We start from the raw sequence: 20,809 nt of genomic DNA, 5'->3' as shown, positions 1-20,809 counted from the left end.
GTGATTATTTACGGTTCCGCCGCGCGTTCCAGGAGCCAGTCCGCGATTTCCTGCCCCGCGGCGACGCCACGCGCGGCGGTGACGGCGGTCGTGGGGGCCGTCCAGCCGGTGTCGTGCAGTTCGCCGTGGGCGGGACGGATCGACAGGTCGGCGGCTTCGAGAAGTTCGACGTCGAGGAGCGAGTCACCGGCGGACAACGTCGTGGACGCGCCGGCGCGGCGGGCGACCTCCGCGGCGGCGGCGGCCTTGGTCAGGCGGGCGGGCAGGCAGTAGACCTTGCGGCCTTGCAGGGACGTCCGCCATCCGCGTTCGGCACACCAGCCGGTCAGGTCCTCGACCCATCCGGAGGGCAGCGAGGCCCGGTCCACGACCATGTAGGCGAACAGGCCGGACGCGCTACGCCGCTTCAAGACGAAGTCACCGCTCACCTGGACGAGGTGGTGCTGGACGTCCGCGAGCGGCGCGCATCCCTCCGCGACCCGGTTCCGGACGGTCTCCGCCCACTCCGGGTCGTCCTCGCCGTCCACAAGGAGATGGCCGCCGTTCGCGCAGATGGCGTACGCGGGCGGCTTCTCCAGCAGTTGGACGCGCCGGTACTGCTCCGGTGTGCGCGTGGTCGTCGGGACGAATGTCGCGGCCGTCACGAGCGTTTCGAGCGTCCGCGCAGAAGCCTCCGTCATGTAGGACAGCGGCGCGCCTTGGTAGAACTCCACGCACAGGAGACGCGGCATGGTCTCGTCTGGCCCGTCCAAAGCGAACGCGGCGGCGGAGTAGATGAGCGTACGGTCGAGGTCGGAGCACACCAGGACGGTCACTGGACGGCCCCCTTGCCAAAGCGAGGATGGATGAAGCCCATGCACGCGTAGGGGAACCGCTCCGGCTCGACCTCGTGGACGGGCACCCCCCGTTCGTCGGCGAGCAACCGGATGTGCGTCACTTCGGGACCGGCGTCGGCCCGCACGAGCACCTTCCATGGGACGCGCCGCAACAGCACCCGGGTGGTCTCCCCGATCCCGGGCTTGACGAGGTTCAGGTCGTCGATCCCTTCGGTCTCGGCGCAACGCCGGACGGCCTCCCACCCGGACCAGTCGGGCGCGCGGTCGGCGGCCCGCGCCTCCGGCAGGTCCTTGGCGACGCGTTCGGCCACGTCCGGGAACCGCGCGCACACCGCGTCGAGGAACACGGCGGACACGTCGTCGCCGGCCAGCTCCCGGTAGGACTTCGCACCGTGGAAGTCGTCCGGGCCGATCAGGGACGCGTTCAGCACGGTCCGGCTGACCAGGCCCGACACCGTCGAATTGAGGCAGGCGGACGGGATCAGGAAGTCGTCGCGCGTGCCGTGCAGCGGGGTGCACCGCCCCGGGTCGGCGAGGACGGCGAGATCGGACGGGAACGGATGCGACGCCAGCGCCGCGGTCAGCTCCCGCGTGATCGCGCCCTTGCCCGTCCAGCCGTCCACGAACATCACGGACGCCGGGTCGTGGTGCCCGGCGAGGTACCGCAGCGCCACCGTGTCGATGCCCCGGCCCCGGACGATGCTCACCGCGTAGTGCGGGACGTCCAGGCCGTGCGCGTATCGGGCCCAGCGCCGCATCAGGATTCCCACGGGCGTCCCCGCGCGGGCCAGCGACACCAGGACCGCGTCCGGGCCGCGTTCGGCGAGGACCAGCTCGGTGACCAGTCCGGTCGCGTATGCGAGCCGCTCAGCCGACGCCTCCAGCGCCCGGTGGAACAGCCTCAGGTACTCCGGGCCCGGCTGGTATTCGACGGGCAGCGACTCGGCGTAGTGGGCCTGGCCCGCCTGGATCGCCGCCTCACGATCCTCTGTGGGCGCCTCCAGCCGCACATGCGAGAGGTCTTTGAGCAGCCACGCGACGTCCTCCGCCGGGTAGCTGCCGAAAGACGGCCCGTACAGCGGCTTCACAAACCCCTCCTATGGGATGGCACGGTGGCGACCAGCACGGGGGCAAGCGCGCGCAGCCGCTCCAAGAGCCCGCCGGCGAGTGCCTCAGTGTCTCCAACGTCGTCCACCACGAACACGATCCGATCGAACCCGCGTTGACCCAAGCCGGGAGCGACGTTGTAGGCGTACCGCTCCCCCTGCCCATCGGCGGGATCGTCATGGGAGGGGAAGACCAGGCGCGTCCTTATCGCGTACCCGGGGTCGTCCACAGCGAGCACAGGCGAACGTGTGGTCGTCGAGTATCGGACGTCCACGCCGGGCAGCGCATCGGCGAGTGCCTCCGCGAGCCGCAGCGGCGCGTACATCAGTTCCTCGAATCCCAGCACGAGAACGCGCGAGGCGTCTCCGAGCCCCGCGGCGACACGGCCCGCCATGCGGGCCAGGTCCTTTTCCAGCAGGTCCCGATGCGCGGGGAGAAAGCCGTGCCGTCCTCCGTCCGGTACCCCGGCGGGCCAGTCCAGCGCGACCCGCGACACGCCGAACGTCCCTTCGCCCAGGGACGCCCCTTCGCCCGGGCCGGAAGACCCTCCGGAGAGCCCGGCGACGAGCGCCCGCCCCGCTTCCAGAACGCCCTCGGGAAGCTCGACATGCCCCCCGGCCAGCGCCACCGCGTCGATACGGGTCCCCAGCCGGCCGGCGAGATCGTCCATCCGGGCCCGGTCGGCCTCGCCGCGCAAGTCGACCAGGGCCGCCAGGACGTAATGCCCCCTGGGCCGGACGGCATGCAACGCCTGGATGGTGTTCACCACCGTCCGCCCGGTCGAGAGCTCGTCGTCCACCAGGACGACCGGGACGTCCCGATCGAGCATCCCCGCATCGGCGGGCAGCAGCAGATGGCTCGTGGCATGGCTGTGCTCCTCCTCGAACCCGCCGTAAGCGGCGAACCCGGGCACGGGACGCCGTGTCGAGTGCAGGTAGCAGGCCCCGTCCAGGGCGTCCGCCACCGAATGCCCCAAGGCCGTGGCCGTCTCGGCATAGCCCAGGACGATCGCGTCCGCAGGAACCCGAGGCGCACGCATGAGGTCACGCAAACCGGCGGCAGCGCCAGGGACACCATCCAGGGCATCGGAGAGAAGCGAACCGGGATGTACCGCCTCCTCGCCCCGCAGGCGCGCGCGCACAAGCTCCCCCAGCAGCAACCCCGACCCGTACACGAGCCGCGGGTCTGTCGGGATGTGCTTGCCCAGCACAGCCGACACCAGCAGATGCGCCCGGCGCGGATTACGCCGCACCGCCAACCCCACCAGCGACGACAGCCCCGCCCCGGCCGGGCGTGAACCGTCCGCCAGCCGCACCCCCAGCCGCGAGGCCACCCAGAAAGAAGTCACTGGCCACCCGCCGCTTCCAGCAACTCGACGAACGTGACGCCCTCCGCCGCGACCCCGAACACCTGAGCTCGCAGCATCAGCCGCTGCGCCCAGGCGCGGTGCGGCTTGGCCTCGTTCATCTTGTTGGCGTAGGAGCTGGCCATCGCCCCGCCCCCGGCGACGCCCAGGATGTCGGCGGCGTCGCAGTACTCCTCGTGCGTCACCACCGACAGGGCGTGGACGGCCGCCACATGGCTCGGATGGATCACGGTCTTGCCGGTGAGGCCGTTCGCCTTGTCCAGGTGCACCTCGCGGATCAGCCCGTCCAGGTCCGAGGTGATCAGCCGCTGCCGCAGCGGAACCGCCTGCTGCGCCTCGAACGGCGACTGGCGGAGCTGCGGCTTGAACATCCGCTCCCCCGCCGAGAAGTACTCCCACACCGGCCCGGTCACCACGTACCCGGTCCCGTCGGCACGGCCGAGGATGTTCACCACGTCGCAGATCACGCTCGCCACCGGCCGGATGTCGTAGATCGTCAGATCCGGCGGCCGGCGCAGCCCGTAGGCGGCGGACATGTCCGTCGCCCCCAGCCGGACGGCGAGAATCCGGGAGCGGTGCTTGGCCAGCAGACGCGCCACGTCGTGCAGCATCTCCGCCCGCGTCTCGGCGTACACCGCCTCCGGGCTCTCGATCACCGGCATCGCCAGCAGCGGCAGCCCCGTGCGGACGGCGGCGTCCTCCAGCGCGTCCAGGAACGCTCCACCGGCCACCGCGCTGAACTTCGGCAGCACGAACCCGCTGATCAGCGCGGCGGCGTCGCCGAGCAGGCCGAGCAGGTCACCGATCTGCCGGGGGTCGCGGACCCGGACGAACAGCAGCGGCACGTCCGTGCCGCGCCCGTCCAGGGCCCGCAACTGCGCCACGAGGTTCGCCTCGCCGGCCTCGACCTCGTCGTCGGCGATCGCGTCCTCCAGGCACACGACCATGCTCATCACGCCGCGCCGCGCGGCCCGCTCGACGTCGTCGGCGAGACCCGGCCGGGTGGCGGGGGTGTACAGGGTCGCGCCGAGCGCGACCGCCAGCACCGCGGGATCGTCGTGCCGGTCGAACGACCGCGGATGCCGGTAGAACAGATGCTTGCGACGCGCCGCGTCGATGTGGTCGAAATGCCGCATGGACCCCTCGTCAGACGCGGCGGATCAGCACCGCGGGCACCGTGTCACAGGTGCGTCGCCACGGTCGGCAGCAGGTGCTGGAACGTGCGCCCGGTCGCGCTCGCGCCGATCGCCGTCATCGACCAGCCCTGCCCGTCCCGCGACACCTTGGCCATGATCTGCGCGTTGTGCCGGCCGGCGCCGCTCAGGTCGTAGCGGGCGATCTCCTGGCCGGTGCTCTCGTCCACCAGCCGGCAGAACGCGTTCGCGATCTGCGAGAAGTCCTGCCCGGTGAAGGAGTTCACCGTGAACACCAGCTGGGTGATGTTCGCCGGGACGCTCTGCAGGTCGACGTTGATGACCTCGTCGTCGCCCTCGCCCTCGCCGGTCAGGTTGTCGCCGGTGTGCTGGACGGACCCGTCCTTGCTGCGCAGTTGCCGGAACCACACCTGGTCGGCGAGGTTCCCGGCGGCGTCGAACAGCAGGCAGGAGGCGTCCAGGTCGATCGACTGCGCCTTGCCCCTGCCGAACAGGCCCTTCTTGGCGACGGCGTCCCAGCCGAGCCCCATCCTGACCCGGGTGAGGGTCCCGCCGCCGGGTTTGGCGAGCGAGACCTTCTGGCCCTTCTGCAGCGAGATCGACATCGTTCGGCTCCTTCGGTGATCAGTACGGGTCGCGGGGCGGGGTTCGCGGGTCAGACATTGCTGGAGTCCAGCCGCTTCTCCTCGCCGGCCGCCGGACCGGAGGACTCGTCCCGCGTGCCCCGGTTGCGGACGACGGAGCTGACGAACGCCGCGATGATCAGGCCGGCGCCGAGCCCGCCGGTGACCCACTCGGGGACGTGGTGGCCGATGCTGACCAGCATGCAGACCGCGAGCGCCCCGATCGCCCAGTGCGCACCGTGCTCCAGGTAGACGTACTCGTGCAATGTCCCCTTGCGGACCAGGAAGACGGTCAGGGACCGGATGTACATGGCGCCGATGCCGAGCCCCAGCGCGATGACGATCGGGTCGGTGCTGATCGCGAACGCGCCGATGACGCCGTCGAAGCTGAACGAGGCGTCCAGGACCTCCAGGTAGAGGAACAGGAAGAACCCGGCCTTGCCGGTGGCCAGCGCCAGCCGGCTCGGCCCGGACCGCCCGGCCGCGACCTCGCGGGCCTCGTCCTCGCCCTCCTCCTCGCCGTCCTCGTCCTCCTCGCTCGCCTCGGAGAACAGCTCGCCGAGCCCGTTGACCAGGATGTAGGTCACCATGCCGAGCACGCCCGCGATCATGACGTTGCCCGGGTCGGCGGCCGACAGCCACGCCACGAACGCCAGCGAGCCGCCCGCGACGACCACCGACAGCTGGTCGAGCTTGCCGATGCGGGCGAGCGGGCGCTCCAGCCACGGCAGCCACTTGTCGGCGCGTTCCTCGAACACGAAGTCCAGGAACAGCATCATCAGGAACATGCCGCCGAACGCCGCGATCATCGGATACGCGTCGTTCATGAGCTGGTGGTAGCGGTGGGAGTCGTTGAGCGCGAGGTCGACCGCCTGGACGGGGCTCAGCTTGGCCGTGATGCCCACGATCAGCAGGGGGAAGACCAGCCGCATGCCGAACACCGCGATCGCGATGCCGACGGTCAGGAAGATCTTCTGCCAGAAGGGGCTCATCCGGTCGAGCACCTTGGCGTTGACCACGGCGTTGTCGAACGAGAGCGAGACCTCAAGGACGGCGAGCACGGCGACGAGGGCCAGTCCGGTCGGCCCATCGTAGAGGAGGGCGGCCAGCAGCCCGAGGGCCGTGACGCCGAGGGACCAACCGAAGGTGCGAAGAATCATGGGCGTATTTCCGTGAGAGAGGCGGCCGGGCGGGACGGCCGGGATGCGGGGTGGCCGGCCCTCAGCCGACGTTGACGCCGAAGTCCGTCGCGATACCCGCCAGACCGGAGGCATACCCCTGCCCGACGGCCCGGAACTTCCACTCGCCGTTGTAGCGGTACAGCTCGCCGAACACCATGGCCGTCTCGGTGGAGGCGTCCTCGGTGAGGTCGAAGCGGGCGAGCTCGGTGCCGTCCGTCCGGTTGACGATCCGGATGAAGGCGTTGCGGACCTGGCCGAAGCTCTGCAGCCGGTTGTCTGCGTCGTAGATCGACACCGGGAACACGATGCGCTCGCACTCGGCCGGCACCGAGGTGAGGTCGACGTTGATCGACTCGTCGTCGCCCTCGCCCTCACCGGTCAGGTTGTCGCCGGTGTGCTCGACCGAGCCCTCCGGGCTCCTCAGGTTGTTGAAGAACACGAAGTGGTGGTCGGACATGACCTTGCCGGTGGCGCCCAGCATCAGCGCGGACGCGTCCAGGTCGAAGTCGGCGCCCGTGGTGGCGCGCACGTCCCAGCCGAGGCCGACGGTGACCGCGGTGAGGTTGGGCGCGGCCTTGGTCAGTGAGACGTTGCCGCCCTTGGCGAGTGATACTCCCATGTTCGGGCCACTCCCTTCCTGATGAGGCTGATGAGGCGGTGCGGCCTGACGAGGCGGTTCAGGCCGGGGAGTCCGGTCAGAGGGTGACGCCGAAGTCCATCGCGATGCCGGCCAGCCCGGACGCGTAGCCCTGGCCGACCGCGCGGAACTTCCACTCCGTCCCGTTGCGGTACAGCTCACCGAAGACCATCGCGGTTTCCATCGAGGCGTCCTCGGACAGGTCGTAGCGCGCCATCTCGGACCCGTCGGCCTGGTTCATCACCCGGATGTAGGCGTTGCGGACCTGCCCGAAGTTCTGCCCGCGGCTGTCGGCGTCGTAGATCGACACGGCGAACGCCACCCGCTCGGCGGTGGCCGGCATCGCACCGAAGTTGATCTTGAGCTGCTCGTCGTCGCCCTCGCCGGCGCCGGTGGTGTTGTCGCCGGTGTGCTCGACCGCGCCGTCCGGGGTGCGCAGGTTGTTGAAGAACACGAAGTGCTGGTCGGTAATGATCTTGCCGGAGGCGTCCAGCACCAGGGCGGAGGCGTCGAGGTCGAAATCCGTGCCGGTGGTGGTGCGCAGGTCCCAGCCGAGACCGACGGTCACCGCGGTCAGTCCGGGCGCCTGTTTGGTGAGCGAGACATTGCCGCCTTTGCTCAGGCTGACGGGCACGATTGGCCTCCAAGATCGCATGCCGGACCGGGCGCCGACCTGGCGCCTCAGCCTTATCGACGCTGCAGCGATGCTATCCGTTCCATCCGTTGTGCACCTGTGATGCTGTCCGATACCTCCTGGGTCCTGGTCTGCCGCCCGAAGGGGGCGAATACCGGCCGGCTGCGCCAGACTGGGCAGGGACGAAGGGAGGCAGCGTTGCGGGGACCGGGCGACCAGCGCCGCCGGGGTGGCAGGGGGACGCAGGCGGCTGCCGCGGCCATCGAGGCCAGGGAGGCGGCCGCGACCGCCTTCTACGACATGGACCAGGCGCAGAAGTACATCGACGGCCGTGTGACGGTGTTCGAGGATCTGGACGCGGCGGCGGCCGAACCCGCCCGGCGGGAGTTCGCCGGGCTGTCGGAGGCCGCGGACGCGGCGGCCGTCGCCTACATCTCCGTCCTGGACGCGCACGACCTCGATGACCGGGACCGCTCCCCGGCCGAGTACGACGCCGCCCGCCGGGCGTTCACCGCGTCCACCGAGCGGCTGCAGCAGATCACCCGGAACCTGAACGGGTTCGCCGAGCGGCTCGCCCCGCGCATGGCCCGGCTGGAGGCGGCGCTCGACCAGCTCCCGCCCCGGCTGACCGCCGCCCGCGACGCGGTGGCCGCCGCCGCCGACGCCGTCACCGCCGCGAAGAACGCGGGCATGGACGCCTCCGGCCCGGAGGCGGAGCTGGACCGCGCCAGGCAGGCCCTCGCGCAGCTCGGTTCGCAGGGCCTCGGCGGGCTCGGCCTGGACGGCGCCATCCGCAAGGCCGAGGAGGTCCGCGAGATCGCCGGGCGGGCCCGCGAGGCCGCCGCGGAGCTGCCGCAGATGGCGCAGAAGGTGCGCAACTCGCTCGCGTCCGCCAGGACGCGGGCGGACGCCGTCGCCCATCGCGTCGGGCCCGTCCAGGACGCGATGAGGGTACTGGTGCGCGGCTACTCGCAGACCTGCTGGCAGGACCTCAGGGGCGCACCGGATGCCATCGAGGCGGCCGTCTCCCGGGCCCGGGAACGGCTGAACGAGGCGTCCGCGCACCTCGCCCGGGCCGAGTGGAGGCAGGCGCAGCAGGCGCTCACCGCGGCCCGCACCGAGCTGAACGCCGCCGACCGCCGCGCCGGCCAGGTCACCGGCCGGGTCGACCGGCTCAGGGAGGTCGCCGCCGACCCGGCGGGGCCGGCGGAGGGCGCCCGGTTCGCGGTGCGGGACGCGCAGCGCCTCGCCATGGCTCAGCCGGGCGGGCCCGCGCCGCAGCACGTCCGGGTGCTCGACGGGCTCGTCGAGCGGCTGGAGAACGCGTCGAAGCGGCTCACCGGCGTCAACCCCGACTACTGGGCCTACCTCCAGGAACTGGAGGCCATCACGACCGCCGCGGGCGACGTCGTGACCCGCATCCGCGCGGAACGGGCCGCGCGGGGCTAGGGCCCCAGGCGAACCCCCCGGGCGACCCGCTAGACGACCCCTTAGGCGAACCACTAGGCGAACCATTAGGCGAACAGGGTGTCGCCCCAGTAGCCGCCCTCGCGGACGCCCGGCGGGCACGCGTAGACGCCCGATCCGACGTGCTGGATGTACTCGTTCAGCGCGTCGGTGGCCAGCGACTTCTGGATCGGGATGAACCCGGTGCGCGGGTCGCGCTGGAACGCGACGAAGAACAGGCCCGCGTCCAGCCGGCCCAGGCCGTCCGTCCCGTCGGTGAACGAGTAGCCGCGCCGCAGGATGCGCATCCCGTGGTTGGAGTCGGGGTGAGCGAGGCGGACGTGCGAGTCCGGCTTCATCCGCGCCAGGACGGGCCTGTCGCGCTCCTTCCTCTCCCCCACCGGCGCGCCCTCGCCCTTGCTGCGGCCGAAGATGTCCTCCTGCTCGCGCAGCGACGTCCGGTCCCACGTCTCGATGTGCATCCGGATGCGGCGGGCGACGAGGTAGGAGCCGCCCGCCATCCAGCCGGCGCCGTCGCCCTTGCCCGCCCACACGTGCTGGTCGAGCGACGCCGTGTCGTCGAAGCCGATGTTGTGGGTGCCGTCCTTGAACCCGAACAGGTTGCGCGGGGTCTGCGCGTCCGGCGTCGTCGAGGACGTCTTGCCGAACCCGAGCTGCGACCAGCGGACCGCCACCGTCCCGAACCCGATGCGCGCCAGGTTCCGGACGGCGTGCACCGCGACCTGCGGATCGTCCGCGCACGCCTGCACGGCGATGTCGCCGCCGCTGCGGGCGGGGTCGAGGTTGTCGCCGGGGAAGTGCGGCAGGTCGACCAGCGCCGCCGGGCGGCGCGCCCTGAGACCGAACCGGTCCTCGCCGTCCTTCTCGAACAGGGTCGGGCCGAACCCGATCGTCAGCGTGAGGCGGGACGGCGGCAGGCCGAGGGCCTCGCCGGTGTCGTCCGGCGGCGCCACCGGCGGCCCGCCGACCGCGCCGTCCCCGACGGGCCTGCCGGCGGTCATGGCGGCCGCCGCGGCCGTCCATTCCCTGAGCATCCGGACGAGCCGGCCGCGGTCGCCGGTCGTCACGTCGAACGCGGCGAAGTGCAGCCGGTCCTGGACGGGGGTGGCGATGCCCGCCTGGTGCGCGCCGTGGAACGCGACGGCGGCGCCGGCGCCCTCGTCCCCCTCGGCCAGCGCCACCCGGTCCAGGCCCGCGCCGGCGGCGGCGCCGGCCAGCAGGCTCGCGCCGGAGAAGCCGAGCATCCTGCGCCGGGACATCCCGGACCGCGTCCGCGTCATCGTGCCACCGCCCTCTCGTCCTCGCCGATCACTTCGCCACGGCCCCGGCGAGCTTCGACAGCGGCTCGCCCAGCGCGTTCACCGCGTCCGCCAGCTCCTTGCGGTCGCCCTCGCCGACCTTGTCGTAGGAGACGTAGCCGTCGCCCTTCTCGTGCTTCTTCAGCAGCGCCTCGACCTTGGCGAAGTTGTCGTCGAGGTCCCCGGCGAGCTGGGCGTCCCGCTCCTGGACGACCGGCTTGAGCAGCTCGTAGATCTTCTTGGCACCGTCCACGTTGGCCTTGAAGTCGACCAGGTCGGTGTGGCTGAACGCCTCCTCCTCGCCGGTGACCTTGCCGGTGGCGACCTCGTCCAGCAGTTCCTTGGCGCCGCCGGCCATGTCGTTGACCGGGTCGAGGGTGAGGCCGGGCAGCCGCGACTTCAGGACGTCCAGGTCCTTCAGCAGCTGGTCGCCGTACTTCTCCTTGCCCTTGACCGAACCGTCCTTCCAGAGGGCCTTCTCCAGCAGGTGCCAGCCGGACCAGTCCTTCTTCTCCTCCGGCTTGAGGTCGGCCTCGCGGGCGTCGACCTTGGGGTCGATGTCGCCGAACTTCTCCGCGACCGGCTCGATCGTCTCCCAGCCGACGCGGGAGGGCGCGTACAGCTCCTTGGCCTTCTCGACGTCGTTCGCCTTCACCGCGTCGACGAACGTGCGCGTCTTGGCGATCGTGTCGTCGAGCTGGACGATGACGAACGCCCTGTAGTCGGCGGCGGCCTTGCCCAGCCGCGCGTCGCCGCTCGCGGAGCCGCCGCTGACCGTGATGTTCTGGGACGGGCCCTTGCCGGTCTGCCCGGCGCTGCACAGCAGCCTGTACTGGCCGGCGGGCAGGTTCACGACGAAGTCGACGGTGGTGCCGGGGCCGATGTTCTCCCGCTCGGCGAGGATCTTGCCGTCCGACTTGAGGACCTCGAACTCGTTGACCTTCGAGCCCTTGTTGGCGACCTTGAAGGTGGTCTTGCCCGCGCTGAGGTCGGTCTTGGCGACCTCGCACGTGTCGTCGGTCGCCGTCACCGGGACGGCGCCCGCGGCGTCCGCCTTGCCGCCGTCACCGCCGCACGCCGAGAGCAGGGACAGCGACACGGCGGCGGCACCGGTGAGGGCGAGGACGGACACAGGACGCATCAGGGTCTCCAGGAGCGAGCAAATGGTTAGGCTTACCTAAATTAGCGAAAGCTAACCTCAGCTCGTCAAGTGACCCCCGCGACAGTGAGTCATCCCACGTCGCGCGGCGCGGCGGCGCCGTTCAGCGGGGGCGGTCGTGCAGCCCCATCGTGAGGTTGCGCGCGGCCATCGGCGGACCGCCCGGCTGCGGGTCCCCGTAGGGCGGAAGATGCCCCTGCTGCTGGGGCGGTGCCTGCCGGTACTGGGGCCCCTGGTCGCGCTGCTGCCCCGCCGGCTCCGCCCAGACGGCCGTTCCGTAGGCGCAGACCTCGAAGCCGCCGCCCACCGCGGCGGTGTCGAAGCGCATACCGACAACCGTGTTCGCGCCCTTGCGGCGCGCCTCCTCACCGAGCCGTTCCACCGCCTCGCGGCGCGCCGCGGCCAGGCTCACCGCCGGCCGCTCCCCGGTCACCCGGAACGTCGCGCTGCTGCCGCCCTGCCCGGGCTGGGGCCCCGCCCCCTGATCGACCTGGAGGGACGTCCCGAGAACCTCCCCGAGGACGCTCCTGATCTCATACCCTGCCACGCCATCGGTCGTCACGATCAGCATGGCACCACGGTAAAGGACCGTCAGGACGAAATGCGACGAATCGCCAGAGTCGTGGCCGAACGGCCGTCCTCCCGGCGGCGTGGCCGGGAGGACGGCGGTGGAGCCGGGGGCGCCCTCGCGGGCCGGCCGTCACTCCAGGTATTCGCGGAGCATCTGCGCGCGGGACGGGTGGCGCAGCTTCGCCAGCGTCTTGGACTCGATCTGCCGGATGCGCTCCCGCGTCACGCCGAACTCGCGGCCGACCTCCTCCAGGGTGCGCGGATGGCCGTCGGCCAGGCCGAAGCGCAACTGGATGATGCGCTGCTCCCGTTCCGACAGGGTGCCGAGGATGTCCTCCAGCTGGTCCTGGAGAAGAATGAACGCCGCGGCCTCGATCGGCACGACGGCGTCCGCGTCCTCGATGAAGTCGCCGAGGTCGGAGTCCTCCTCACCGATCGGCGACTGCAGCGAGACCGGTTCCTGGGCGATCCGCTGGATCTCCACCACCCGGGCGGGCGGGAGCCCCATCTCCAGGCCGATCTCCTCCGGGCTCGGCTCCCGGCCGAGGTCCTGGTGCATCTGCCGCTGCACCCGGACCAGCTTGTTGATCGTCTCCACCATGTGGACCGGGATCCGGATCGTCCGGGCCTGGTCGGCGATCGCCCGGGTGATCGCCTGCCGGATCCACCAGGTGGCGTAGGTCGAGAACTTGAACCCCTTGGTGTAGTCGAATTTCTCGACCGCGCGGATGAGTCCGAGATTTCCCTCCTGGATCAGGTCGAGGAACAGCATTCCCCGGCCGACGTAGCGTTTCGCGATCGAGACCACCAGCCGCAGGTTCGCCTCGATCAGGCGTTGCTTCGCCCGCATACCCTCGCGGGAGAGCAGTTCGAGGTCCAGCAGTTCGCCGCGGGCGAGGACGGCGGTACGCGCCATCTTCTCCTCGGCGAACAGCCCCGCCTCGATCGATTTCGCGAGTTCTACTTCATCTTCTGCCGTGAGAAGCGGTACGCGACCGATCTCTCTCAGGTAGATCCGAACCAGGTCGCTCGTCGGCGCCCGCTTGCCGAGGTCTCCCTCATCCGCTCGCGCGACGTCCTCGGTCTCATGCTGAGATTCGAGGACCTCCACCCCCTGCTCTGCGAGCATCCGGACGACCCGCTCCAGGGAGTCGTCCGGCAAGTCCGAGCGATCGAGCGCGGCAGCGACGTCCTCGACGGTCACACCGCCGCGTTCTCTACCACGTGCGACGAGGTCCGCCACCTGATCAACCGATGGCGCCTCGCTTGGCAGCACCGAAGGGCCCACGCAGACAGTCTGCGTCAAAGAAGCCCTAGATCACAGGACCCATTTTTGCGGTCCCTTGACTTACTGTGATCCAAGCCCTCGCTCCCGCAACACCCGTCTCTGCTGCTCAAGCGCGACAAGATCGCCGAAGAGCCGGTGGTACTCCTCCTGCGCCTCGACCGGATTCAGCCGTCCGAGTTTAGATTTCACATCCGCGATCATGCGGGTGAGCTGGCGTTCCTTTATACGGGCGAGCAGGTCCGCGGCATAACGGTCATCCGATTCCTGCGCGGACCGTACCGGTTCCACTCCGAGCTTGGTGATCAGGTCTCTGACCTGGTCGTCCGGCGCGCTCTCCAGCAGCAGCGACACCCATTCCGCGACGTTCCGGGCCGCCGTCACGCCGCCCGCCGCGACGATCACCGCGCGGACCGCGGCGTGCGGCGGCGCGATGAACGCCTCCGCCGGAACCTCGTCGAACCCCGGCCCGAGCAGCGCCGGACGCTGCACGGCCAGCTTCAGCAGCTCCCGCTCCCGCTGCACCTCGGGGTCGGCGAGGTCGAACGCGGGCCGCTTCGGCGCCTGCGGCTCACCGCCCCGCCCGTGCTCGCCCCGCCCGTGCTCCGCGCGCCGGCCGGGGTGGCCGTTTGCGGCCTGAGCGCGCCCGTGCCGGCGGTTCGCCAGCTCGCGGACGCGGCGCAGCACGAACTGCTCGTCCATGATGCCGAGCCAGCGGTCCAGGTTGACGGTGTACATGTGCCGGCGCGACCGGTCCTTGATGGCGGCGACGACCGGGGCCGCCGCGTCCAGCGCGGCCAGCCGCCCCTCCACGGTGTCGAGGTCGTGCTGCTCGATCGCGCTGCGCACCGCGAACTCGAACAGCGGCAGCCGGGAGGCGACCAGGTCGCGCACCGCCGCGTCGCCGTGCCGGATGCGCAGGTCGCACGGGTCGAGACCGTCCGGCTGGACGGCCACGAACGTCTGCGAGACGAACTTCTGCTCGTCGTCGAACGCGCGCAGCGCCGCCTTGCGGCCGGCCGAGTCGCCGTCGAAGGTGAAGATCACCTCGCCGCGGAACTCGTCCTGGTCCATCAGCAGCCGGCGCAGCACCTTGATGTGGTCGTCGCCGAACGCCGTCCCGCACGTGGCGATCGCCGTCGGGACGCCCGCGAGGTGGCAGGCCATCACGTCGGTGTAGCCCTCGACGACCACCGCCTGCCTGCGCCGCGCGATCTCCTTCTTCGCCAGGTCCGCCCCGTACAGCACCGAGCCCTTGTGGAAGAGCGGCGACTCGGGGGTGTTCAGGTATTTCGGGCCGTCGTCGTCCTCGTAGAGCCGGCGCGCGCCGAACCCGATGACATCGCCGGACAGGTCGCGGATCGGCCACATCAGCCGGCCGCGGAACCGGTCCATCGGGCCGCGCCGCCCCTCCTTGGCCAGCCCTCCGGCGACGATGTCGCGGTCGGCGAACCCGCGTCCGCGCAGGTGCCGGACGAGCCCCTCCCACTCGCGGGGCGCGAACCCCACGCCGAAGCGGGCGGCGTCGGCGGCCTCGAAGCCGCGCTCGGACAGGAACTTGCGGCCGATCGCCCCCTCGGGGGAGTTCAACTGCCCGGTGTAGTACTCGGCGGCGGCCCGGTGCGCCTCGATCAGGCGCGCGCGCTGCCCGCCGTCCCGCCGGGGGCCGTGCCCGCCGGTGTCCTCGTAGCGAAGCTGGATCCCGGCCTGGGCGGCGAGCCGCTCCACCGCCTCGGAGAACGACAGGTGCTCGATCTCCTGGACGAACTTGATGACGTCGCCGCCCGCCTCGCAGCCGAAGCAGAAGTACAGGCCGCGCGAGGGCGTCACGTTGAACGACGGCGACTTCTCGTCGTGGAACGGGCAGAGGCCCTTGAGGTTGCCGCCGCCCGCGCTGCGAAGCTGCAGATACTCACCGATGACGTCGGCGATGGAGGCGCGCTCGCGGACGAGCGCGATGTCCTCGTTGCGAATCCGGCCTGCCACGACGAAGGAGTCTACGGTGGAGGCCCGACATCCGGTGCGCCCGCACCCGAACCGGCCGGCGTTCTCCGCTGGAGGCCGGAGCTCGCGTCCTCCAGGATGGAGCGTGAGGGACAGCCGACCACGAGGAATGCCGAGGACCGCAATGCGCATCGGAATCCAGATCCCCAGCTTCACCTTTCCCGGCGGGCCGGAGCAGATCGGCCCGGCGTTCGGCCGGATGGCCCGCGCGGCCGACCAGGCGGGGCTGCACTCGTTCTGGGTGATGGACCACCTCTTCCAGATCGACATGGTGGGCCCGCCGGAGGAGCCCATGCTGGAGGGCTACTCCGCGCTCGCGTACGCGGCGGCGCTGACCGAGCGGATCACGCTCGGCACCATGGTCACCGGCGCCGTCTACCGCCATCCCGGCATCCTGGTGAAGACGGTGACGACGCTGGACGTCCTGTCGGGCGGGCGCGCGTGGCTGGGCATCGGCGCGGCGTGGAACGATCAGGAGGCGCGCGGCCTCGGCGTCCCGTTCCCGCCGACCGCCGAGCGGTTCGAACGGCTGGAGGAGACGCTGCAGATCGCCCACCGGATGTGGAAGGGCGACGAGTCGGCGTTCGAGGGCGGGCACTTCACGCTGGAGCGGCCGCTGAACTCGCCGCCCGCACTGCGCACCCCGCACCCGCCGATCCTGATCGGCGGCGGCGGCGAGAAGAAGACGCTCCGGCTGGTCGCCAGGTACGCCGACGCGTGCAACCTCTTCGACGGCGACGAACTGCCGCGGAAGCTGGACGTCCTGCGGGAGCACTGCGAGCGTGAGGGACGCGACTACGCCGAGATCGAGAAGACGTCGCTGGGCCGCTTCACCGGCGATCCGTCGGTGGACCAGGTCGTGGACGCCGTCGGGCGGCTCGCCGAACACGGCATCGACCAGGTGATCTTCTCCCAGGGCACCGGTCAGGACCTCGCGGGCGTCCTCGGCGAGGCGCAGACCCGGACCGAGAAGATCGTCCCGGCGGGCCGCTGACACCGGGGAGCCGAGCACGGCGCAGGCGCGCCGCCACCGTGACCGGCCAGGCGTGCAGGTCGCGGGCCTCGTCCCCCACGCCCCCGGTTCATACGGTGGCCGGGGTGAACACCCATTTCTTGTACGACCAGTAGCGGAACACCGAGCCGAGGCCGAGGCCGGCGAGCAGCCCGAGATTGTAGGCGATACCGCCGTGCAGGCCGAGGGTGTAGTAGGTGAAGCCGGTGCACAGCACCTGGATGAGCAGCCCGACGCCGTTCAGCGCGAAGAAGATCGCGACCTCCCGGCCGGAGCCGTCGCTGTCCCGGTGCCGGAACGTCCAGTGCCGGTTGAGCAGGTAGGACGTCAGCGTCGAGACGACGGTCGGCACGACGACGCTGGTGACCGGGCTGCCGCCGAGCCACGCGCGCATCAGGTTGGCGCCGAAGATCATGATCAGCGTGCCGACGCACCCCACGAAGCCGAAGCTCAGCAGTTCGCGGAGAAATGTCCGGTACGCCGGGGCGGACGAGACCGTTTCCATCGGTCTTGACCGCTGCGTGGTACTCACTCGTCCAGACCTTACCCGAGGGGGACTTATGCGAATGTGTCCACCCGGAGAAAAGATCAACGAGCGCCGCCGTCAGCCTTCCGCCGTGGCGGCCGCCGGCGCCAGCAGGACGATCAGCCCGGCCAGCACCACGGGAATGGCCAGCGCCCATGCCAGCCCCACGCCCTGCGCGACGAACCCGATGACGGGAGGGCCGCCGAGCAGCCCGGCGTAGCCGACCGCGGTGACCCGGGAGATCCCGGCCGCGGCGGGCACCCCGGGGAGGTTCCCGGCCGCGCTGAAGGTGACCGGCGCCACGACCGCGACACCGAGGCCGAACAGCGTGAATCCGGCCACGGCCGCGACCGGGTCACCGGCGGCGAGCCCGCCCGCGAGGCCGAGCGCGGCGACCAGCGACCCGGCGCGCAGCACCGGGACGGGACCGAACCGCGCGACGATCCGGTCCCCGCCGAGCCGCCCGGCGGTCATCGCCACCGCGCATCCGGCGTAGCCGAGGCCCGCGGTACCGGGGCCGGCGCCGAGGTCCTCCCGCAGGTGGACGGCGCTCCAGTCGGCCATGGCCCCCTCGCCGACGAACGAGCACAGCCCGATGATCCCGAGCATGGTCAGCGGCCACCGCGACGACGACCGCGCGGGACCCGCCCGGCCGTCCGCCGGCCCGGGGCGGACGTCGGCCGAACGGCCCAGGAGCCCGCGGCAGCCGATCACCACGAGGGCGCCCAGCAGCACGGCCGCGGCGGAAAGATGCGGCGCGACGGGGACGCCCGCGTGTGCGGCGCCCGCCCCGGCCAGCGCGGACATCAGCGTCCCGATGCTGTACGCGCCGTGCAGGCCGGACATCAGCGGGCGCCCGTAGCCGCGTTCGACGGCGACGCCCTGCGCGTTCATCGCCACGTCCATCAGCCCGAGCGAGGCGCCCAGCAGCAGCAGCGAGAAGACCAGCGCGCCCAGGTTCCAGGCGAGGCCGAGCGGGACCAGCGACAGCGCGGCGGCGACCCCGCCGGCGACGGTCGTCCCCCGGCTTCCCCACCGGGCGACGATCCGGCTCGCGAACCGGACGGCGGCCACGACGCCGACCGGCGCGCCGAGCAGCGCGACGCCCATCGCGCCCTCGCCCAGCCCGAGATGCCCCTTGATCTGCGGGATGCGGGCGACCCAGGCGGCGGCGAGCAGCCCATGCGCGGTGAACGCCAGCGTCACCGCGACACGTGCCCGGCCGAGCGCCGCGAACTGCTCCGAGGCCATCCGGAAGACTGTACGTGGCCTGCCGGACCTCCCAGTGCGGTTTTCCCGCGGTGTGCCCGGCGGCGCGGCTCAGGCGAGGCCGGCCAGCGGCACCGCCGGGTCGGCGAGGCGGGTGGTGTCCACCGGGCGCCCGGAGCGGATCAGCGCCTGGACGTCCCCGGTGACGTCCCACACGTTGACGTTCATCCCGGCGACGACCCGGCCGCCCGACAGCCAGAACGCGATGAACTCCCGGGAGGGCACCTCGCCGCGGTACACGACCTCGTCGTACTCCCCCGGCGCCGCGACGCCCGACATCTCCATGCCGAGGTCGTACTGGTCGCTGAAGAAGTACGGGATCCGGTCGTAGACGACGTCCTGGCCGAGCATGGCGCGGGCGGCGGCGGGCCCGCCGTTCAGCGCGTTCGCCCAGTGCTCCACGCGGATGCGCCGGCCGAGCAGCGGGTTGTAGGCGTTGGCGACGTCGCCGGCCGCGAAGATGTCGGGGTCGGACGTGCGCAGCGACTGGTCGACGAGAACGCCGTCCGAGACCTCCAGGCCGGCCTCCTCCGCCAGCCCGGTGTTGGGCCGCACCCCGATGCCGACGATCACGACGTCCGCGGGCACCTCGGCGCCGCCGGAGGTGACGACGGCCGACACCTGCCCGGCGCCCCAGAACCCGGCGACCCCCTGGTCGAGCCGCAGGTCGGCACCGTGCTCCCGGTGCAGGTCGCCGAACATCCCGCCGAGCTCGGGCCCCATGACGGCGTGCAGCGGCGTCGGCTCCGGGTCGATGATCGTCACGTCGTTGCCGTAGGAACGGGCGGCGGCGGCCGTCTCCAGCCCGATCCAGCCCGCGCCCGCCACCACGACGCGCCGGCCGCCGTGCGCGAGCGCCTGCTTCAGCGCCGCCGAGTCGGCCATCGTGCGCAGGTAGTGGATGCCCTGCAGCTTGGAACCGGGCACCTCCAGGCGCCGCACCGACGCGCCCGTCGCCAGCAGCAGCCTGTCGTAGGAGACCGGCTCCCCGGTGGACAGCCGCACCTGGTGCGCGCCCCGGTCGATCGACGCCACGGACGTGCCGAGCCGCAGTTCCACGCCGTGCTCGTCGTACCAGTCCGCCTCGTGGACGTGGGCCTTCTCGCGAGGCTCCTTGTCCAGCAGGAAGCCCTTGGACAGCGGCGGCCGTTCGTAGGGCCGTTCGATCTCGTCCCCGATCAGCAGGACTCTGCCCGCGAAGCCCTCCTCGCGGAGCGTCTCCGCCGCCTTGGCTCCGGCCAGGCTCGCTCCGGCGATGACGAACGTCTCCTCGGGCATGGCGACCTCCTGTAGTTGACCTTTAGCCATCCCTACAGCGGCCCCTCTGCCGAAACAAGGGGCGCCGGGCGCGTCCAGAGGCATATTCCGCACCACGCCCGCCGGAAACGCGCTGATCAGCCGGGCCGGCCGCCCAGCAGCCGATGCCGGGCGATCGCGGAGAGGTCGGTGAGCGAGGCGATCTGGTCGATGACGGCGCGCAGCCGGGCCGCGTCGTCGGCGGCGTCCACGAACGCGGCGCGGAACCCGGGATCGAGCGTGCCGGGCGCGCCGGCGAGCATCATCTCGGCCAGCTCGGTGATCAGCGTCCGCTGCCGGGCCCTGACCTCCTCGTGGCTGATCCACACGTAGTGCGCCGTGATGCCCTTGAGCAGCGCGTTCTCCAGCCGCTGCGCCCGGGGGACGATCAGCTCCGCCGCGTACCGGGTCAGCGGCCGGTCACCGTAGGCCGCGCGGGTCGCGGTCTCGGCGGCCAGGCAGAACCGCCCGATGAGCGTGCTGGTCAGGTTCTTCAGCGCGGCGAGGCTGCGCGGCGTGCCGTCGTAGCGGTCCGGCCAGTACGGCTCGGCGAGCAGCGCGGTGAAGCGCGTCTCCAGTTCGGCGAGGGCGGCGTCCGGGCAGTACAGCTTGACCGCGGTGGCGGCGACGAGACGGCGCTCGGTGGGGTCGGCGAGGCGGGCGAAGTCGACGTGCCCGGCGACCAGCGCGTCCTCCAGGTCGTGGACGGAGTAGGCGACGTCGTCGCTCCAGTCCATGACCTGGGCCTCGAAGCACGTCCGGCCCGCGGGCGCCCCCTCCCGGACCCAGCGCGCGACGTCCATGTCGTCGTCGTACACGCCGAACTTCCCGTTGACCGCGTCGGCCTGCGGCCACGGGTACTTCATGGCGGCGTCCAGCGCGGCGCGGGTCAGGTTGAGGCCGACGCTGCGCCCGTGCAGGGGCGGGCCGTCCGCGGCGAACGACTTCGGCTCCAGCCGGGTCAGGACGCGCAGGCTCTGCGCGTTGCCCTCGAAGCCGCCGCAGTCGCGCGCGACGATGTCGAGCGCGTGCTCGCCGTTGTGGCCGAACGGCGGATGCCCGATGTCGTGGGACAGGCACGCCGTCTCCACCAGATCGGGATCGCAGCCGAGCGACTTGCCCAGCTCGCGGCCGACCTGGGCGCATTCGAGGGAATGGGTCAGCCGGGTGCGCAGGCTCTGCACGGTGTCGGCCGCCGCGTCCGCGCCGGGCGAGGCGACCTGGGTCTTGGCCGCCAGCCGGCGCAGCGCCGCACTGTGCAGGACACGGGCGCGGTCGCGTTCGAACGCCGTCCGGTCGCGGCGCTTGGCGGGCTCGGGCGCCCACCGCCGCCGGTCGCGGGCGGCATAGCCTTCGGTGATGTCGCTCGTCATGTCCCTCCAGGG

The 20,809-nt window shown here is 71.7% G+C and carries 19 protein-coding genes; 2 read left to right on the top strand and 17 right to left on the bottom strand.

What is annotated here, in order from left to right; genetic code table 11:
- Positions 1–8: 8 nt before the first annotated feature.
- The 8 genes from ACQP1N_RS11975 to ACQP1N_RS11940 all read right to left on the bottom strand — a co-directional run bounded on the left by ACQP1N_RS11975 (position 9) and on the right by ACQP1N_RS11940 (position 7,538).
- On the bottom strand, positions 9–815 hold the full coding sequence (locus ACQP1N_RS11975) for an HAD family hydrolase (RefSeq protein WP_067802355.1): 807 nt from the start codon (positions 813–815) through the stop codon (positions 9–11).
- Positions 812–1,924, bottom strand: a complete 1,113-nt coding sequence (locus ACQP1N_RS11970) for a cysteine protease StiP family protein (RefSeq protein ID WP_067802352.1) — start codon at positions 1,922–1,924, stop codon at positions 812–814. Before ACQP1N_RS11970 ends, ACQP1N_RS11975 begins: the two co-directional genes overlap by 4 nt.
- Entirely contained in the window at positions 1,921–3,291 is a 1,371-nt protein-coding gene (locus tag ACQP1N_RS11965; protein ID WP_433231165.1) for a phosphoribosyltransferase family protein, read from the bottom strand. Before ACQP1N_RS11965 ends, ACQP1N_RS11970 begins: the two co-directional genes overlap by 4 nt.
- On the bottom strand, positions 3,288–4,445 hold the full coding sequence (locus tag ACQP1N_RS11960; protein WP_067802346.1) for an HpcH/HpaI aldolase/citrate lyase family protein: 1,158 nt from the start codon (positions 4,443–4,445) through the stop codon (positions 3,288–3,290). Before ACQP1N_RS11960 ends, ACQP1N_RS11965 begins: the two co-directional genes overlap by 4 nt.
- A gap of 44 nt (positions 4,446–4,489) precedes the next feature.
- Positions 4,490–5,068 carry a TerD family protein gene (locus ACQP1N_RS11955; protein WP_067802343.1) on the bottom strand — a complete coding sequence of 193 codons (579 nt, stop codon included), beginning with the start codon at positions 5,066–5,068 and terminating at the stop codon, positions 4,490–4,492.
- 50 nt (positions 5,069–5,118) lie between these two features.
- On the bottom strand, positions 5,119–6,246 hold the full coding sequence (locus tag ACQP1N_RS11950) for a DUF475 domain-containing protein (RefSeq protein ID WP_067802340.1): 1,128 nt from the start codon (positions 6,244–6,246) through the stop codon (positions 5,119–5,121).
- A 61-nt stretch (positions 6,247–6,307) separates the two neighbouring features.
- A complete protein-coding gene (locus tag ACQP1N_RS11945) occupies positions 6,308–6,886 on the bottom strand; it encodes a TerD family protein (RefSeq protein WP_067802337.1) in 579 nt (192 codons plus the stop codon).
- A gap of 76 nt (positions 6,887–6,962) precedes the next feature.
- Positions 6,963–7,538 carry a TerD family protein gene (locus tag ACQP1N_RS11940; protein WP_067802334.1) on the bottom strand — a complete coding sequence of 192 codons (576 nt, stop codon included), beginning with the start codon at positions 7,536–7,538 and terminating at the stop codon, positions 6,963–6,965.
- Positions 7,539–7,736: 198 nt separating this feature from the next.
- On the opposite strand from ACQP1N_RS11940, the gene ACQP1N_RS11935 reads away from it, so the two are divergent.
- Positions 7,737–8,987, top strand: coding sequence for a molecular chaperone DnaJ (locus ACQP1N_RS11935; RefSeq protein ID WP_067802329.1), 1,251 nt, complete (start codon positions 7,737–7,739; stop codon positions 8,985–8,987).
- A 65-nt stretch (positions 8,988–9,052) separates the two neighbouring features.
- Here the strand turns inward: ACQP1N_RS11935 and efeB are convergent, their stop codons facing one another.
- From efeB to dnaG, 5 genes are all read right to left on the bottom strand, one after another.
- Positions 9,053–10,285 carry an iron uptake transporter deferrochelatase/peroxidase subunit gene (gene efeB, locus ACQP1N_RS11930; protein ID WP_433231158.1) on the bottom strand — a complete coding sequence of 411 codons (1,233 nt, stop codon included), beginning with the start codon at positions 10,283–10,285 and terminating at the stop codon, positions 9,053–9,055.
- Positions 10,286–10,313: 28 nt separating this feature from the next.
- Entirely contained in the window at positions 10,314–11,444 is a 1,131-nt protein-coding gene (efeO, locus tag ACQP1N_RS11925; RefSeq protein WP_433231156.1) for an iron uptake system protein EfeO, read from the bottom strand.
- Between the two features lie 121 nt (positions 11,445–11,565).
- A complete protein-coding gene (locus ACQP1N_RS11920; RefSeq protein ID WP_067802319.1) occupies positions 11,566–12,033 on the bottom strand; it encodes a YbjQ family protein in 468 nt (155 codons plus the stop codon).
- 129 nt (positions 12,034–12,162) lie between these two features.
- Entirely contained in the window at positions 12,163–13,308 is a 1,146-nt protein-coding gene (gene rpoD / locus ACQP1N_RS11915; protein WP_433232673.1) for an RNA polymerase sigma factor RpoD, read from the bottom strand.
- 72 nt (positions 13,309–13,380) lie between these two features.
- Positions 13,381–15,303, bottom strand: a complete 1,923-nt coding sequence (gene dnaG, locus ACQP1N_RS11910) for a DNA primase (protein ID WP_067802313.1) — start codon at positions 15,301–15,303, stop codon at positions 13,381–13,383.
- Between the two features lie 142 nt (positions 15,304–15,445).
- On the opposite strand from dnaG, the gene ACQP1N_RS11905 reads away from it, so the two are divergent.
- On the top strand, positions 15,446–16,315 hold the full coding sequence (locus tag ACQP1N_RS11905; protein WP_067802310.1) for an LLM class F420-dependent oxidoreductase: 870 nt from the start codon (positions 15,446–15,448) through the stop codon (positions 16,313–16,315).
- A gap of 88 nt (positions 16,316–16,403) precedes the next feature.
- On the opposite strand, the gene ACQP1N_RS11900 is transcribed toward ACQP1N_RS11905, so the two are convergent.
- The 4 genes from ACQP1N_RS11900 to ACQP1N_RS11885 all read right to left on the bottom strand — a co-directional run bounded on the left by ACQP1N_RS11900 (position 16,404) and on the right by ACQP1N_RS11885 (position 20,797).
- Positions 16,404–16,865, bottom strand: a complete 462-nt coding sequence (locus tag ACQP1N_RS11900; protein WP_067802308.1) for a GtrA family protein — start codon at positions 16,863–16,865, stop codon at positions 16,404–16,406.
- A 72-nt stretch (positions 16,866–16,937) separates the two neighbouring features.
- Positions 16,938–18,110: an MFS transporter gene (locus tag ACQP1N_RS11895; RefSeq protein WP_067802304.1), complete on the bottom strand. Its 1,173-nt coding sequence runs from the start codon at positions 18,108–18,110 to the stop codon at positions 16,938–16,940.
- A 69-nt stretch (positions 18,111–18,179) separates the two neighbouring features.
- Positions 18,180–19,406 carry an NAD(P)/FAD-dependent oxidoreductase gene (locus ACQP1N_RS11890; protein ID WP_433231150.1) on the bottom strand — a complete coding sequence of 409 codons (1,227 nt, stop codon included), beginning with the start codon at positions 19,404–19,406 and terminating at the stop codon, positions 18,180–18,182.
- 116 nt (positions 19,407–19,522) lie between these two features.
- Positions 19,523–20,797: a deoxyguanosinetriphosphate triphosphohydrolase gene (locus ACQP1N_RS11885; protein ID WP_067802298.1), complete on the bottom strand. Its 1,275-nt coding sequence runs from the start codon at positions 20,795–20,797 to the stop codon at positions 19,523–19,525.
- Between the last annotated feature and the right edge of the window lie 12 nt (positions 20,798–20,809).

Origin of the sequence: Actinomadura formosensis, from assembly GCF_050948385.1 — a bacterium.
Lineage (GTDB): Bacteria > Actinomycetota > Actinomycetes > Streptosporangiales > Streptosporangiaceae > Spirillospora > Spirillospora formosensis.
Note: the sequence above shows the minus strand (reverse complement) of the source record. Positions and strands in the feature narration are given on the sequence as shown.